We start from the raw sequence: 15,688 nt of genomic DNA, 5'->3' as shown, positions 1-15,688 counted from the left end.
GAAATGAACAAAAGGAAGTGGGATGTATGCGATACGAAATGGGTCTATATAATAAACCGTTTCAGTCAATTCAATCAGGAAAAAAAGTATATGAAGTACGCCTATACGATGAAAAACGTCAACTAATAAACAAAGGCGATGAAATCGTATTTACGAATCTTACGACAAAAGAAATGATGACGGTAAAAGTAACGGAAATAAAGCGATACGAGAGCTTTAAAGCCATGTATGAACAAATCGATAAAAAATTATTGGATTGTGAAAATGATAGTTTAGAGGAAATGTTAGAAAGTACATACAAAATATATACGAAAGAACAAGAAAAAGAGTGGGGAACAGTTGCGATTCGTATTGAGGTAATAAAATGATAAGAAATCGCGGAGCGGCTATCATTGTACAGGAAGGAAAAATCGCTCTTATAAAACGTATTCGAGAAGAGGAAACATATTATGTGTTTCCTGGCGGAGGGATTGAGGAAGGTGAAACGCCTGAAGAGGCAACGAAAAGAGAGGTATACGAAGAATTAGGGGTACATATAAAAGTGGAGCACCTTATTGCAAAGGTAAAATATAAAGGAAATAAATATTATTATGCTGCCTATATTACAGGCGGAGTGTTCGGAAGTGGAACAGCTGAGGAATTTCAGTGGGAAGGTAGAGGAAGTTATATTCCGTTATGGCTACCGATAAATGAGTTGGAAAAAGTGAATATAAAACCTTATGAAGTGGTCGGAAATATATTTAATCATTATAAAATATAACGTCTGACAACATACAAAAAAAACCATTGACATAGGCTTCTGATTTAAGTATTGTATTCGAGTATGTTTATAATCAGGAGGTTTATATGAGCAATCAAACTACTACACATCATGTGAAAATGACAACAGCAGATCCATCTGGAATTGGTCTATTTGGATTAGCGATGGTAACACTTGTAGCATCATCTCAAAAGTTAGGCTTAACAGATGGCGTTTCACTTGTATTACCGTGGGCAATCTTTTTAGGAGGATTTGCACAAATCTTTGCTTGCATTCATGATGCAAAGCATAATAATACATTCGGTACAACAGCATTCGGTGCGTACGGTCTATTTTGGCTAGGTGTTGGAATGACTTGGTTAATTCAACTTGGAGTATTTGGCGAAAAATTAGCACAAGCTGCAGATTCAAAACAGCTTGGTGTAGCCTTTATCGGATATTTGATTTTCACAATCTTTATGACAATTGGTGCAATGGAAACACATAAAGTATTATTTATGATTTTCGTCCTTATTGATTTCTTATTTATCGGTCTTTCATTAAGTACTTTAGGTGTTATGCCGCATGCAATGCATAATTTAGCAGCATATTCTGAACTTCTTATTTCATTATTATCTTTCTATGGTTCAGCAGCAGCAGTGTTAAACACACACTTCGGAAAAGTTGTTTTACCAGTTGGAAAGCCGTTTGGTATTTTTAAAAAGTAATAAAAGAGCACAGATGATTGTATAGTCATCTGTGCTTTTTTATTTATTGAAAGCTATAGCAGTCGTCCTTGTTAATTCAGAAATTTTTTGAGAGCTCGCAGAATTACCGTCTATTGTTACATGAACTTGTTGCTTAGGGTTCGCTGTAACTACCCATGCGTTTGGTAAATAGCGTGATTTATGAGATAAGGTGGAAGGGATATTTAAAATATCTCCCATTGCATATAATGTTGCTGATGATCCACCGTCCATTGCCATCGCATTGACAGCACCTTTTTCATAAAGAATATCTTGACAATCTCTCAAGGAAGCACCAATGCTATGAGGTTGTCTACCATCAATGACGAAAAACATAATCGATCCATCTTTTTTCTGAGCCATAATGCTTCGAGGGCCATATCCCCAACCACCATCATTTGTAATCATTTTTTCTCCATTTACAATTAGCTGAGGCATAAATCCAGCAGCGGAAACAACATTTTTATTTAACAATTGGTTAGCAGAAAACTCTCCAGAAACCATTTGTCCATATTTTGTAATACCACTAGTGAGGGTAGGGGTATTAATATCTTTCGGCGTGTTTATAACTTTACCGTTTTCAATAACAATACCGATTCCGGTTTTACCACCACCATGCCCGGTTTCATCCCAAAAACCACTGGCATTGACAGCGGCAACTGCATGGTTTCGCTTTGCCATTACGTATATTTTTTCTCCGACGTCTTTACCTTCTGAACCTTGCTGGGTAACAAGTTTTACGTTGAATGGATTACTAATTGTCATTAATTTCCCTTCGAAAAAATGATCATTATATTTTTTCTTTATTGTTTCAATAGAAACATCTAGTGGTAAATCTTTTCGTCTTTCTAACTCTTTTTTTGAAAGTTTAGAAGTTAAAAATTCACTATTTTTCCATTTTGGATTTGTGATGGATTGAGAAATATCATTTAATTCTTCATCAGACAATAACGTGAATTTTGCATATTGTGGATGCTGAGAAGTTAAAATACTCTCGGCTGCGATAACACGTAAATTATGACCGTATGAAGTACCGAATAAAATAATAGCAGCTCCTATTAGTAAGAATATTGTTAAAAGGGAGGTTGCTTTTAAAAATCTAATAAAATACTTTCTCATCATAAGGACTCCTCTTTCTGTAAAGTGAACAATTGATTAGAGATTGAGCATGATACAAAAACATTTTTTATTTGAAATAAGTAATGTGAAATGATGATAATACAATAATGTTTGAAGATAGATTTGGCAATAGTTGAATATGAATGTAGATATTTAAAATGAAATATAAATAGTCAGATGTGAAATGTAAATAAAAGTAGAAAAAAATCATTTGAAATTGATTCTCATTATTAATATAATGATAATGATAATCATTTATTGTTAGAGGGGATGCCAAAGTGGCAAAAATTTTAATAGCTTATGCAAGTATGTCAGGAAATACAGAGAGTATTGCTGATTTAATTAAAGTTAGTTTAGATGCTTTTGATCATGAAGTAGTATTGCAAGAAATGGAAGGCATGGATGCTGAAGAATTATTAGCTTATGATGGAATCATTTTAGGATCTTATACGTGGGGCGATGGTGAATTACCATTTGAAGCGGAAGATTTTCATGATGACTTAGAAAATATAGATTTAGCTGGGAAAAAGGTAGCGGTGTTCGGATCGGGTGATACAGCGTATGAACTGTTTTGTGAAGCGGTAACGATATTTGAAGAACGTCTTGTAGAGCGCGGTGCAGAGCTTGTACAAGAAGGGCTAAAAATTGAATTAGCTCCAGAAGATGAAGAGGATGTTGAAAAATGCAGTAATTTTGCAATTGCATTTGCTGAGAAGTTCTAAGAATGGGAGTGTCAACGTGGAGACAATGTTAAGTGTAACTGCTATTACAAAGTTAAGAGATGGAAAACTGTTGTTAGCTACTACATATAATGGCTTATTTGTTGAACAAGACGGAGAATGGAAACGAATTTTAAATGGTTTTCAAAAACGAATTAGGGATTTACATAGCGAAGATAATGTAGTTTATGGTGTAGGTGACGAAGGGATTTTTATTCGTAGTATGAATGGTGGAGAGAACTGGACAATTCAGCGTTTTCCAACAAAAGCAACGAGTTGGAATGTATGTAGCAATGTACAAGGAAATGTTGTTGCTCATGGAGAAAAAACGCTGTATCTTTCTAATAATTTCGGTTCGACATGGGAAACTATTCATCCGTTTCTTGAGTATGGCAGTGCGGCACCGTCTATTCGATCGTTATTTTTATATAAACATTACTTATTTATTGGTACGAAAATACATGCTCAATATGGTGGTGTTTGGCTCTTTGATTTGAAGACACGTAAATTAAAGAGGATTAAAATTGCGATGAATCAAATGATCTCCGCGTTGACTTTACACAATTCTTATTTAGTAGCGGCAAGTGGATCGTGCAAGGGAGTTAGCGGGAATATTTCTTATTGTAAAATAGATGAAAGTATTGCAAGTGAAAAAATATATTGGCACACATGTCAAAGTGAGCAGAAAGCAAGTAGTTATTTAGACTTAAGTGTAGATCAACATGTTTTATATACAACTTCAACGCAAAATAAGGCGGGTATTAGTAGTGTGTGCCGTGTGCTTCTTGAAGAAGGTATTGTTACAGTATGTGATTCAGTTAAAGGGCACGGATGGCGCATTGTTAATCAAAAAGAGGGTTATGTAGTAGCCGGATCAGGTGAATTAAAAGCAATGCAGTGGGAACAAAAAATAATTTAAGAAAAAACTTTACTTTTATTATATTGATATGATATAGTATGTTTAAACCATTTTACTTTTAATAATATAGAGATTTAAATGAGCTGTAACTTCCGAGGAGGATAGCAATGTTAAATCTCCTCAGGGGTTGCAGTTTTTTAATATCTGGCTTATTATTGTAAGGTGGTTGAAAATGAATATGTACATATAGGTACATTGTAGGAGGATTTTTTTCATGCAAAACGGTAAAGTAAAATGGTTTAACTCAGAAAAAGGTTTCGGTTTCATCGAAGTTGAAGGCGGAGAAGACGTATTCGTTCATTTCTCAGCTATCCAAGGCGAAGGCTTCAAAACTTTAGAAGAAGGTCAAGAAGTTACTTTCGAAGTAGAACAAGGTAACCGTGGACCTCAAGCTACTAACGTAAACAAGAAGTAATTTTTGAAAAAAGAAGGGCTCGCCCTTCTTTTTTTTTGCACTTTTATAGATGTCCTCCTACTTACATATCATAACAAGACTGAATTTTCATTTATTTATTCGGAGTATTTTTGTATAAAGTACATGAATAAATAAATACTGAAAATAAAGTGTTTGTGTGAAAAGGAATTTAGAAAGAGGTAAATAAATTGAAAAACGCTACACATTTCATTGTGTTTGATATTGAAAGGAATTTCAGACCGTATAAATCAGAAGATCCATCAGAAATAGTTGATATCGGAGCTGTAAAAATAGAAATAGGTACAATGAAGATAATTGAAGAATTTTCGGAGTTAGTAAAACCAAGTGCACGATTAACTCGTCATACAACAAAATTAACCGGTATTACGAAAAAAGATTTAATGGGTGTAGAAAAATTCCCTCAAATTATAGAGAAATTTATTCAGTTCATCGGCGAAGGTTCTATATTTGTTTCATGGGGAAAAGAAGATTATCGCTTTCTATCTCATGATTGTACATTATATGGTGTTGAATGCCCAAGTATAGAAAAAGAAAATAGAATTGATTTGCAAAAATTTGTTTTCCAAGCATATGAGGAATTGTTTGAACATACGCCAAGTTTACAATTTGCGGTAGAACAGCTCGCTTTAACGTGGGAAGGAAAACAGCACCGTGCTTTAGCAGATGCTGAAAATACAGCAAATATACTTCTTAAAGTGTATAGCGAGAGAGATATTAATAAGCGATACAAAAGACATGGTGAACTTGAACTTGTAAAAAACGGAAAACTAACAGAAAAAGCGAAAAAAAAGATGCGAAAATGGGTGTTTAAAGAACTAAAGAAAAATACAGAACGCCCTTTTGAATGGAGTACATTTGAAAGTGGTGACACGTGGGAAAGTATAACGGAAAGATATTATATAAGTGAAAATACAGTAGAACTCCTGAAAAAACATTTTCGTACAGCAGTGAGAAAAGCGGAACGACAGATTAGGTATTTGGCTGAGATGGAGGAGAATACAGAGGTTAAATGAATTGCTCCTCCATCTCTAACTACATACATGTAATAACAGCGTATTGATATTAAATAGGCATCAACTTGTTGTTGTGATTGTACATTATAATTGCTTTGGAAGTGTTAAGACGTAATAAGAGTTTTAAACTGTATTAATAAAATAAAAATATATATAAAGAAAAGAGTGTAGTTTAATGGAAACAATCTTTAACATTTTAACTGTTTTAGTTTTTGGGATAATATTTACCACACAATTAGCATTAACTACACTTTCTTTCATAGTAAAGAAGAATTGGAAAAAACTTAATATCTCTTTAAGTTGTGGTGTATTAAAGTTTAAAATAGAAGAGTAAGATTGAGTTTTGTACAAGGGAGGTATGATAGTGGTAGACTTGGATATTAAAGATGTCACAGTAAAGATGGAATTAAACGGTGTCTTTTGGAATGAGGATCGGATTGCTGAAATGAAGGTGACTACAAAAGAAGAGCATTCTGTTATTCTTCGTCTAGTAGTTGATTTAGAAAGTAAAACTATTAGGGCGACGAGTGCGGAAATAGTGAATGGATTCTGCCCTCTGTGCAAACAGAAAAGGGACGAATGTAGTGAACTTAATGACTTGCAAAACAAAATGGAAATTTTAGAAGAAGCCTACGATTGGGTGAGAGAACATCCGGAATATCGTTTTCAATTATCTTTTTACGAGTACAATAAATTTGAGGTAGTAAAGTGAAATTTGCATTTTAACAACTTATAGAAGGACTTGGTCAACTAGAAATATTGAAGTAGATATTTCTAATGGAAATAAGCCTGTATAACAAGGAAGGGATATATTTGATTCTGCAACAAATGTCATCTTGCATCAAAAAAATTTAAAAATAAACATGTTTTATTATAAAGCAGAAAAATCGATTCTTAGTAGAATCGGTTTTTTATATAAATAAAAGAGCGCTTATTAAAAGCGCTCAGTAACAACAGTTATATGGAAGTATTTATCCCGTAAAAGCCCGATTGGTGAGGGCTAATAATTAGTGGGGGATGAACAAAACCCCACTGATTAAAGTTTCACTTTATTCAATACCGCTCGGATCAAACGAATACTGCTGCTTATTCTCAATCCGCTCAATCACATCTTGCAGCTCATCTGGCTTCAGAAACTCAATAGGAGAGAAGCCTTTTTCAAATGTAAGTGTGTCTGCTTCAATCATAAGTACATATCGATCATTTACCTTCGCAATATGTATTTGATCCCCAAAATCCGCAAGCAACGCCTTCACAGAGATATGATCGGCTTTTAGTTTTAATTCCACTTCAGGAGCATGCTCGACGATTTGAGCGGTTGCTTCCATTACTTCTTCAGTTGAAAATTGTTCCATAATTTCGCGTTTCGGACTGGCAGCCCATATTTCCATCGCTTGGTCGAATTGTTCGCGTTCTTCCGTACCTTCTTCAAATACATCTTCAATTTGGTCGTATACCATGTCCATTACTTGTGTTTTCATAATTTCAGGCATAGAGCGTTCATATTCGACGAATTTTAAGAAGTCTTCAAAGTAGCGGGCATGTGATGCTTGATGTATTTTTAGTTCGCCTACTTCAACCATTCCTTCTTCAGGCATGTACGGATATTGGATAGATTTCATATTCTTTGTTGTGATGGCCATTTCAACGTTACGAATCAGTGTTGATTCATCAGAAATAGAAGCAACCTTTGGTTCAAAGTCGCATTTCATTACGAATACGAATGGATCATCAAAGTATTTGCGTAGTTTTGCCTGAGCAATTAAAAATACACCACCACGTACAGCGCTTGTGTCAAGATATGTATAAACGAGAGGTTCGCTCATATCTTTAAAGTTTTCTTTTGTTTCTGCAAAGCGAATACGATTAAAAAGGTTGTAATGAGGGTTTGAATCAAGTTCGTGCCCTTCTTCTACAATAAAGCGACCAATTTTTGTTGGGGCTTGTTCTGTTTTTGCATGACGTTCTACTTTTCGCTTCGATATTTTTAATAACTCACCATTCAAAAATTCTTTTAAGGAACTATCTTCATATTCTTCAGCGTCTAAAGTTTGAAAATGTTTGTAGCGTTTATCAACTGCTTCACCTTTTCCTTCTACTTGTACAACATAAAAGGAAAGATAATTTATTTCAAAATCCATATTTATCACCTTGTTTCATTTCATTAACTCTTATCAGTATAGAGATGGAAAAAACTTTCGTCAATTTATATAAGGAAGGGGAAGCCCCTTCCTTTATATAATCTTTATTTTCTCGATTAAAATCCGTCTTCTAATGCTGCGAATGGAATGTTTAGTCTGTTTTCTACTGTGCGTAAACGTTGGTTTAAGCGGTTTAGTCTACGTGTATGGCGCTCAACTGTATTTTCTAGTTGACGAACTCTTTGTTCAAGCTCATTTACGCGTCTTTCTAATTGACGATTTCCAGTGCCAGGAAAAGAGATTGGAAGTTGGAATTGTCTATTTTGGTCATATGGATTCGTGTGCTCTGCTTGATCTATATAAGATTGATATTGTGTTTGTAAGTCATACTGTGGTTGTTGGTACGCATATTGATTATATGGATCATATGGATTGTAGGGATACATAATAACATCCTCCATTTCTTTAAAATAGGTTGAATTCACCATAATGTATGTGCAAAAGCGGAGCGGTGGCACGGCAAATACCTATTTATGTTGACGGGATTTCTCTTTATCCCGCTATTTGCTGGGCAATAAGACCCCCCACTGATTACAGTTTCACTTTATAAAAAATAGCTTGAGAGTTTTTGATTTGTATTTCTTTTGTGTAATGGTATATACTGGATAAAAGGGAGAGTTTACATAAAAGTTACAATTCTATCAAACTCAAACTTTTATGTAAATATGTATAGACATTTATAAAAGAAAAGAGTAATTTATATAGAGTGAAAAATAACTTGTAACATTTTATAAACATATTGTAAAATGATTGTAACAAAACATACATAAAAATGAAATAAATACATAATAGTGATGTTGGGGAAAGGGAGAGAGTATATTGTTCCGTAAAGTAAAGGGTATATTAGTTGGGGTGTTATGTGTAGCTATAATGAGTGGCTGTGGTGCAAAAGTAAGTGATGTTGCATTGGTAAGTGATATTGGTGGGCACACTGTAGAGGCTAAAGCAGAAGTACAGGATACTATTAGTTTAGTTGATGGTCGAACTGGTACTGAAGTGAAAAAATTAGATTTATCTAGTTTAGGCTATTTTGAAGATGAAGCGAAATTTAAAAAGTCTGTCACAAAGGTTGTTGGTGAGATTGGAAAAAGCGTCGACAAAAAAATGGTTCCTTCACGTATAGCACCTGATGGAAGTTGGCAAGAAGGAAAACCTTCTTATGAATTAATGGAAAAAGAATTAGTAGATAAATTGTTAAATGTTGGTATGTGGGATGCTACGTATCAGTTGCCGATCGTGGAGAAAAAACCAGTCGCAACATTAAGTGATGCGCAAGGAAATGGTGCGGTAATTGGTAGATATGAAACGAACTTAGGTGGTTCAACAGGTGGCCGTATTGAGAATATTCGTTTGTCAGCAGCGAGCATAAATGGAGTTGTGTTAGCAAAAGGAGACCGTTTCTCTTTTAATTCATTAATCGGTGATACAACACCAGATAAAGGATATCAATTAGGAAAAGAAATAGTTGATGGTAAATTAGTAGATGGATATGGCGGTGGTGTTTGTCAAACATCTTCAACTTTATACAATGCAGCAGATCAAGCTGGCCTGAAAATGGTGGAGAGAACTACACATTCTAAAACGGTAGGTTATGTTCCACAAGGAAGAGATGCTACAATTGCATATCCATATTTAGATTTAGTATTTGAAAATACGAATGATGCACCTGTGAAGCTTTATATGGGCATTCAGGGTGGAAAGCTAGTTGCTGAAGTACATAAAATGAGATAAGAGTTATAAAGCCACCTTTTCTGAAATTTAGAAAAGGTGGCATTTTTATTATGAAAATAAAAAAAGTATGTAAATTCTGACTTTTCTTATTTACATAGGATGATTTTAGTTGTATCCTTCATAGTAACGGTTATATGTAATGGAAAAATATAGGGATAAGGAGATGGAGTTATTCATGGTACAAATTCATCCGAAAACACGTATTGGTCATGTTGAATTTAAAGTGAAAGACTTAGAGCGTCAAATTGCTTTTTATGAGAATGTTGTAGGATTAGAGGTAATTAAGCAAGAGGGGAATAAAGCATATTTATCTGGAAAAGGTGGAAAGAACGCGTTACTTGTTCTTGAAAAGTTAGAGGACGGGGTACTGCAAGAACCGCGTACGACTGGTATATATCATGTAGCCTTTTTAGTTCCGACTCGTGAAGCTTTTGCTTCTGCGCTATTTGGGGTTCTTCGTAATAAGAATGTAATTGACAGCCCGGATGAGCAAGAAGGGCGTTATACATATTCAAATGAAATCTTACCAATTTCAAGGTTTAATAGTGCAAGTGATCATACATATAGCGAAGCTTTTTATTTGCAAGATTTAGAGGGGAATGGTATTGAAATTTATGCAGACCGTCCGCGTGATCAATGGGGAGAAGGATCAGGAGGAAGTACACCACTTGATTTAAAAGAATTGGCAACACTCGTTGATTATGATTTTGATGGTTTGCCTGCTAATACTGTCGTTGGGCACGTACATTTACGAATAGCTGATGTAGAGAAATCACATGAATTTTATGTGGAAACAGTAGGTTTTGAAGTACAACAGCGTGAAGAGGATTGCTTATTTATTTCAGCAGGGGGATATCATCACCATATTGGTGCAAATACGTGGAACGGAGTAAACAATCCACACCCACCAGTATATGCAACTGGACTAAAGGTATATGCTATTGTACTACCGCATAAAGAAGCGTTAGACGAAGTGAAAGAAAGATTAATAGAAAAACAACATGAAATAAATGAAACTACAAATGGGTTTGTGGTGGTAGATCCAAGTGGTATTACAGTGCAGTTTGAAATAGAAGCAGTGTAAAATAAGCGAGAAAGTGTATAATCACTTTCTCGCTTATTTGTGATTATTCATAGCTCAATCCAATATCTTCTTACTATATTCCCATCTTCCTCAGTGAAATCATCATCACGAATCCCGCCGTTATGCAAAATCGTTTTTTCAGAAGCGGTATTCACAGCGTCGCAAACGACAAGTACTTTCGTGATGTCTAACTCCTTCGTTTTTTCTAATGATAATGCTAGTAACTTCGTAGCATAACCTTTTCTTCTTTCAGAAGGGCGAATGCCATAACCAATGTGACCGCCAGCGTTAAATAAATGTTTGGTTAAACTATGACGTATATTAACAGCTCCCACAATTTTATTTTCATCTGTAACAAGCCAATATGTAGAGTCTGGTACCCAAGTTTCAGGGATATTTATTCCGTTATGCGCATCGAGAAGTTCTTGAACCATAGCTGGGAAGTTGGCAGGATTTTTTGAGATAACCCACGGGATCATTGTTTCACCGCTATCTTTCCATTCGTTATAGAAATCTAAGTATTCTTCTTGTAAATCAGTAGTAGGTGTGAGTAATGAGACGTTCATTGTTAGTAAGCTCCTTTATTTATATAGTTTTTATAAAAAATTACGATACAAATTGAAAGCGTTTTCCATAGTTTCTCAACCTAATTTCACGTAATTCATCTTTGATTTTTTAGAAAATTAGTGAAGGTTTAAAATTAGAAGTTATTTATTTTATGTTAATATTTTAAATGTTAACATAAAACGGTCGGAGTATTAAGTATATTTTAGCGGTACCCCTATATGTAAATAAAAGGATGTTTGTGATAATTTTTGTTTTATCTATCTATAATGAATGAAAGGGGGAAGTGCCCGTGAGTGTAGATTTTGATTTTATTATACGAATCGGTGTTGCTGGCTTGTTAGGAGCAATGATTGGTATTGAAAGAGAAATTCGATCGAAAGAAGCTGGATTAAAGACTCATTTCCTCGTAGCGGTAGGAAGTGCGTTAATAATGGTTGTTTCGAAATATGCCTTTTCAGATATTGTGTTTGAAGAGCATATGTCTCTAGACCCAAGTCGTATTGCAGCACAAGTCGTTAGTGGAGTTGGTTTTTTAGGTGCAGGCACAATTATTATTCAAAAGCAGGCGGTGAAAGGATTAACGACCGCGGCTGGTTTATGGGCTACTGCCGGCATAGGATTAGCAATTGGAGCGGGAATGTATGTAGTAGGTATTGGAGCGACGATTCTCGTTTTAATTGGTTTAGAAATTGTAAGTCGTATTTTTAAGGTGCAATTTTTATTTCCACAAAATATAACAGTGCAAATGTTTGTAAATAAACATGAAGCGGTACAACAAATATTAGAAACACTACAAGTGAAAGGCATCCCAATACTCTCATATGAGGTGGAAGCTTCACAGCAAAGTACAGAAACTGTTTATAAGGTAGGGATGCAACTGAAAAATATATCGTCAGAAGAAAAGAATGAGTTTATTCAGCACATGCAAACATTACCGGAAGTTACATTTATAAAGTTAAAATCATAGTGTTGAAAATGAGGATAGATGTAGCAGGAATTTTGCTATTATCTATCTTTTTTGATATAAAATGCACAGAAAGTCAAGCGTTAATTTTATATGGAATGGATACATGTGTGAACGTTACCTTATTTTTTCTCAATACAGGACAAAAAGTAAAAATAGTAAAATAATGGAGCGGGACACTAAAAATGTAAGGTAGGGGAGAGCATGAAAGGCTATTCAAAGAAAATGTTAGTAGGGGTAAGTTTTGCTAGTTTAATGTTAGGGAGTTTTCAAGGGGTAAGTTTGGCAGAAGATACTAAGGGAGAGCAAGTTTCTTATCGAAATGTGCTCAAAATGGAGCCAGTCGGTGTACAACTACTAGTACAAGAATTAGCTCATTCATCGAAAGTGCTCGAAAGCAAGTCTTTTGAGAAAAGGTTACAATTTGCCGATTTATCACAAAGACCACCTGAGGTGAAAAAAGAAAGTAAGCAATTAGCTGTAGCGAAAACTTATACAATTGCCGAATTAAATCAATTAAGCAATCAGCAGTTAGTAGATTTACTTGTAACAATTGATTGGGAGCAAATTACGGGGCTATTTCAGTTTAATACAGACAGTCTAGCATTCTATCAAAATGATAGTAGGATGCAGACGATTATTGATAAATTGAAGCAGCAAGGACAAGCCTATACGAAGGATGATTCAAAAGGGATTGAGACATTAGTAGAGGTATTACGTTCAGGATTTTATTTAGGATTTTATAATTCGGAACTTAGTAAATTAAATGAACGGAGTTATCATGATAAATGCTTACCTGCATTAAAAGCGATGGCTAACAATTCAAATTTTAAGCTGGGTACATTAGAGCAAAATAGAGTGGTATCATCATACGGAAAGTTAATAGGAAACGCTTCGAGCGATGTGGAAACGATAACATCGGCTGCAAAGATTTTTAAACAATATAATGATAATTTTTCTACATTAGTAGATAATCTTTCAGCTGGAAATGCTATTTACGATATTATGCAAGGTGTTGATTACGACATTCAATCGTATTTGTACGATACGAGGAAAGCACCGAAAGATACAGTATGGTATCAGAAAATAGATAGTTATATTAATGAATTAAGTCGTTTTGCATTAATGGGAACGATTACAGCAAAAAACGGTTGGCTTATTAATAATGGCATTTATTATACAGGTAGACTCGGTATGTTCCATAGTACAGGAACTAAAGGGTTACAAGTTGTAACAGATGCGATGAAAATGTATCCGTATTTAGGGGAGCAATATTTCGTAGCTGCTGAGCAAATTGCAACGAATTATGGCGGAAAAGATGCAAATGGTAAAGTGGTGAATTTAGATCAAATAAGAGAAGATGGAAAGAAAAAATATTTGCCAAAAACGTATACGTTTGATGATGGGGCAATTGTTTTAAAAGCTGGAGATAAAGTGACAGAAGAAAAAGTAAAACGTTTATATTGGGCGGCAAAAGAAGTAAAGGCACAATTCCATCGTACGGTTGAAAGTGATCAACCTTTAGAAAAAGGAAATCCTGATGATGTATTAACGATGGTTATTTATAATAGCCCAGCAGAATATCAATTTAATCGTCAATTGTACGGTTATGAAACGAATAACGGTGGTCTTTATATAGAAGGAACAGGTACGTTCTTTACTTATGAGCGTACGCCAGAAGAAAGTATTTATAGTTTAGAAGAATTATTCAGACACGAGTTCATGCATTATTTACAAGGTAGATATGAAGTACCAGGGTTATGGGGACAAGGGAAAATATATGAAAATGAAAGATTATCTTGGTTTGAAGAAGGAAATGCTGAATTTTTTGCAGGGGCAACGAGAACGGATAATGTTGTACCGAGAAAGAGTATTATAGGAGGATTATCTTCAAATCCAGCAGAGCGTTATACGGCAGAGCGAACGTTAAATGCAAAGTATGGAACGTGGGATTTCTATAATTATTCCTTTGCTTTACAATCGTATATGTACAATAAGAGATATGATATGTTCGATAAAATACATAATCTTATTAGGAAAAATGATGTAACAGCATATGATGCATATCGCTCTACATTAAGTAAAGATGCGAATTTAAATAAAGAATATCAGGACTATATGCAAATGCTAGTTGATAATCGTGAGAAATATAATGTGCCATTAGTATCAGACGATTATTTAGCGAATCATGCATCGAAGCCAGTTTCAGATATTGCAGCAGAAATAACAGCGGAAGCAAAATTGAAAAATGTATCAGTGAAGAAAAATAAATCACAGTTCTTTAATACATTCACACTACAAGGAACATATACAGGAACTGCAGCAAAAGGAGAATATGAAGATTGGAAAACAATTACACAAAACGTTAATGATACGTTAAAACGTTTAAGTGCAAAGGAATGGACAGGCTATAAAACAGTAACAGCATACTTTGTAAATTATCGCGTGAATACATCAGGACAATTTGAATATGATGTTGTGTTCCACGGTATTAATACAGAAGAAGGTGCAGAGAATAAAGCACCAGTTGCAGTTATAAACGGTCCGTATAGCGGAAATGTAAATGAAGCAATTTCATTTACAAGCGACGGATCAAAAGATGAAGACGGGAAAATTACTTCGTATAAATGGGAGTTTGGTGATGGAGCAGTAAGTAATGAGCAAAATCCAACTCACGTATATACAAAAGAAGGAACGTATACGACGAAATTAACGGTAACAGACGATAAAGGAGCAACTAATACTGCTACAGCGACTGTAACTGTTCAAAAGAAAGAAGATAACAGTGTAGAAAAAGAACCGAATAACTCATTCCAAACAGCAAACAAATTGCAGTTAAATCAAGTTTTACGTGCTAGTTTAGGAAATGGCGATACAAGTGATTTCTTTGAAATTAATGTGGAGACTGCTAAAAACCTTCAAATTAACGTAACGAATGAAAATAATATCGGAATGAACTGGGTACTTTATTCTGAAGCAGATTTAAATAATTATGTTACGTATGCTCAGCAACAAGGGAATAAATTAGTAGGTAGCTACTACACGTATCCAGGGAAGTATTATTTACATGTGTATCAGTATGGCGGGGGGACAAGGAATTATACGGTGGAAGTGAAGTAGTAAAAGGGGAGTTGTCTTTTTCAATGAATGGAAAAAGGTCTGTACTTTAATGAAAAAACAACTGCAGGCAATGTCCCTAATGATAATAACAAATTAAGTGTCGCGAGATGTTATATTTATATTAAACCAATCTAATCAGTAAATAAGATAAAATCGATGAACTAGTATTTCATCACGATGTAAGAAAAGTTATAAATATTAAGTGTTTTTAATTGAATTAAACTAAAGGATCAGAGTGTATCTGTAACAATAGATAGGCTCTGATCCTTATTATATTTAATTAACGCATATGAATTTAAGATAATTAATAAGTAAGCTAGCTAGCGGGAT

16 protein-coding genes are annotated in these 15,688 nt (G+C 34.6%); 12 read left to right on the top strand and 4 right to left on the bottom strand.

What is annotated here, in order from left to right; genetic code table 11:
- Nucleotides 1–26: 26 nt before the first annotated feature.
- The 3 genes from N2V80_RS17470 to N2V80_RS17460 all read left to right on the top strand — a co-directional run bounded on the left by N2V80_RS17470 (nt 27) and on the right by N2V80_RS17460 (nt 1,467).
- Nucleotides 27–368: an ASCH domain-containing protein gene (locus tag N2V80_RS17470; protein ID WP_001268348.1), complete on the top strand. Its 342-nt coding sequence runs from the start codon at nt 27–29 to the stop codon at nt 366–368.
- Nucleotides 365–760 carry an NUDIX hydrolase gene (locus N2V80_RS17465; RefSeq protein ID WP_061655778.1) on the top strand — a complete coding sequence of 132 codons (396 nt, stop codon included), beginning with the start codon at nt 365–367 and terminating at the stop codon, nt 758–760. The genes N2V80_RS17470 and N2V80_RS17465 overlap by 4 nt, the downstream gene beginning before the upstream one ends.
- Before the next feature lie 86 nt (nt 761–846).
- Complete coding sequence (locus N2V80_RS17460) at nt 847–1,467, top strand: acetate uptake transporter (RefSeq protein WP_000070938.1); 621 nt, start codon at nt 847–849, stop codon at nt 1,465–1,467.
- A 39-nt stretch (nt 1,468–1,506) separates the two neighbouring features.
- On the opposite strand, the gene N2V80_RS17455 is transcribed toward N2V80_RS17460, so the two are convergent.
- Nucleotides 1,507–2,604: a phosphodiester glycosidase family protein gene (locus N2V80_RS17455; protein ID WP_001233794.1), complete on the bottom strand. Its 1,098-nt coding sequence runs from the start codon at nt 2,602–2,604 to the stop codon at nt 1,507–1,509.
- A 278-nt stretch (nt 2,605–2,882) separates the two neighbouring features.
- Here N2V80_RS17455 and N2V80_RS17450 point away from each other — a divergent pair, with 278 nt between their 5' ends.
- The 5 genes from N2V80_RS17450 (at nt 2,883) to N2V80_RS17430 (ending at nt 6,403) form a co-directional block, all read left to right on the top strand.
- Nucleotides 2,883–3,326, top strand: coding sequence for a flavodoxin (locus N2V80_RS17450; RefSeq protein ID WP_001062752.1), 444 nt, complete (start codon nt 2,883–2,885; stop codon nt 3,324–3,326).
- Between the two features lie 16 nt (nt 3,327–3,342).
- Complete coding sequence (locus tag N2V80_RS17445) at nt 3,343–4,242, top strand: WD40/YVTN/BNR-like repeat-containing protein (protein WP_061655521.1); 900 nt, start codon at nt 3,343–3,345, stop codon at nt 4,240–4,242.
- A gap of 214 nt (nt 4,243–4,456) precedes the next feature.
- A complete protein-coding gene (gene cspB, locus N2V80_RS17440) occupies nt 4,457–4,657 on the top strand; it encodes a cold shock-like protein CspB (RefSeq protein WP_001179150.1) in 201 nt (66 codons plus the stop codon).
- A 188-nt stretch (nt 4,658–4,845) separates the two neighbouring features.
- On the top strand, nt 4,846–5,691 hold the full coding sequence (locus N2V80_RS17435) for an exonuclease (protein ID WP_000786417.1): 846 nt from the start codon (nt 4,846–4,848) through the stop codon (nt 5,689–5,691).
- Nucleotides 5,692–6,055: 364 nt separating this feature from the next.
- A complete protein-coding gene (locus N2V80_RS17430; protein ID WP_000227983.1) occupies nt 6,056–6,403 on the top strand; it encodes a hypothetical protein in 348 nt (115 codons plus the stop codon).
- Between the two features lie 337 nt (nt 6,404–6,740).
- On the opposite strand, the gene N2V80_RS17425 is transcribed toward N2V80_RS17430, so the two are convergent.
- Both N2V80_RS17425 and N2V80_RS17420 read right to left on the bottom strand, forming a co-directional pair.
- Entirely contained in the window at nt 6,741–7,832 is a 1,092-nt protein-coding gene (locus N2V80_RS17425; RefSeq protein ID WP_061655520.1) for a DUF3900 domain-containing protein, read from the bottom strand.
- Between the two features lie 116 nt (nt 7,833–7,948).
- The gene (locus N2V80_RS17420) at nt 7,949–8,278 is read right to left on the bottom strand and encodes a hypothetical protein (RefSeq protein WP_000283715.1); all 330 of its coding nucleotides are present in this window, start codon (nt 8,276–8,278) and stop codon (nt 7,949–7,951) included.
- Between the two features lie 433 nt (nt 8,279–8,711).
- Between N2V80_RS17420 and N2V80_RS17415 the strand changes: the two genes are divergently transcribed.
- Together N2V80_RS17415 and N2V80_RS17410 are read left to right on the top strand one after the other, a co-directional pair.
- A complete protein-coding gene (locus N2V80_RS17415; protein WP_000488972.1) occupies nt 8,712–9,623 on the top strand; it encodes a VanW family protein in 912 nt (303 codons plus the stop codon).
- A gap of 175 nt (nt 9,624–9,798) precedes the next feature.
- Nucleotides 9,799–10,707 (top strand): VOC family protein, encoded by a 909-nt coding sequence (locus tag N2V80_RS17410; protein WP_061655519.1) that lies wholly within the window; start codon nt 9,799–9,801, stop codon nt 10,705–10,707.
- Nucleotides 10,708–10,754: 47 nt separating this feature from the next.
- On the opposite strand, the gene N2V80_RS17405 is transcribed toward N2V80_RS17410, so the two are convergent.
- Nucleotides 10,755–11,273: a GNAT family N-acetyltransferase gene (locus N2V80_RS17405; RefSeq protein ID WP_001103121.1), complete on the bottom strand. Its 519-nt coding sequence runs from the start codon at nt 11,271–11,273 to the stop codon at nt 10,755–10,757.
- A gap of 290 nt (nt 11,274–11,563) precedes the next feature.
- On the opposite strand from N2V80_RS17405, the gene N2V80_RS17400 reads away from it, so the two are divergent.
- A complete protein-coding gene (locus N2V80_RS17400; RefSeq protein WP_000109721.1) occupies nt 11,564–12,241 on the top strand; it encodes an MgtC/SapB family protein in 678 nt (225 codons plus the stop codon).
- Nucleotides 12,242–12,442: 201 nt separating this feature from the next.
- Nucleotides 12,443–15,358, top strand: coding sequence for a collagenase ColA (gene colA, locus N2V80_RS17395; protein ID WP_061655518.1), 2,916 nt, complete (start codon nt 12,443–12,445; stop codon nt 15,356–15,358).
- Nucleotides 15,359–15,688 lie beyond the last annotated feature (330 nt).

This window comes from Bacillus sp. FSL W8-0640 (assembly GCF_038007725.1).
In the GTDB taxonomy this organism is placed as follows: domain Bacteria; phylum Bacillota; class Bacilli; order Bacillales; family Bacillaceae_G; genus Bacillus_A; species Bacillus_A cereus.
The sequence above is the reverse complement of the archived record's forward strand: the minus strand, read 5'-3'. Positions and strand labels throughout refer to the sequence as shown.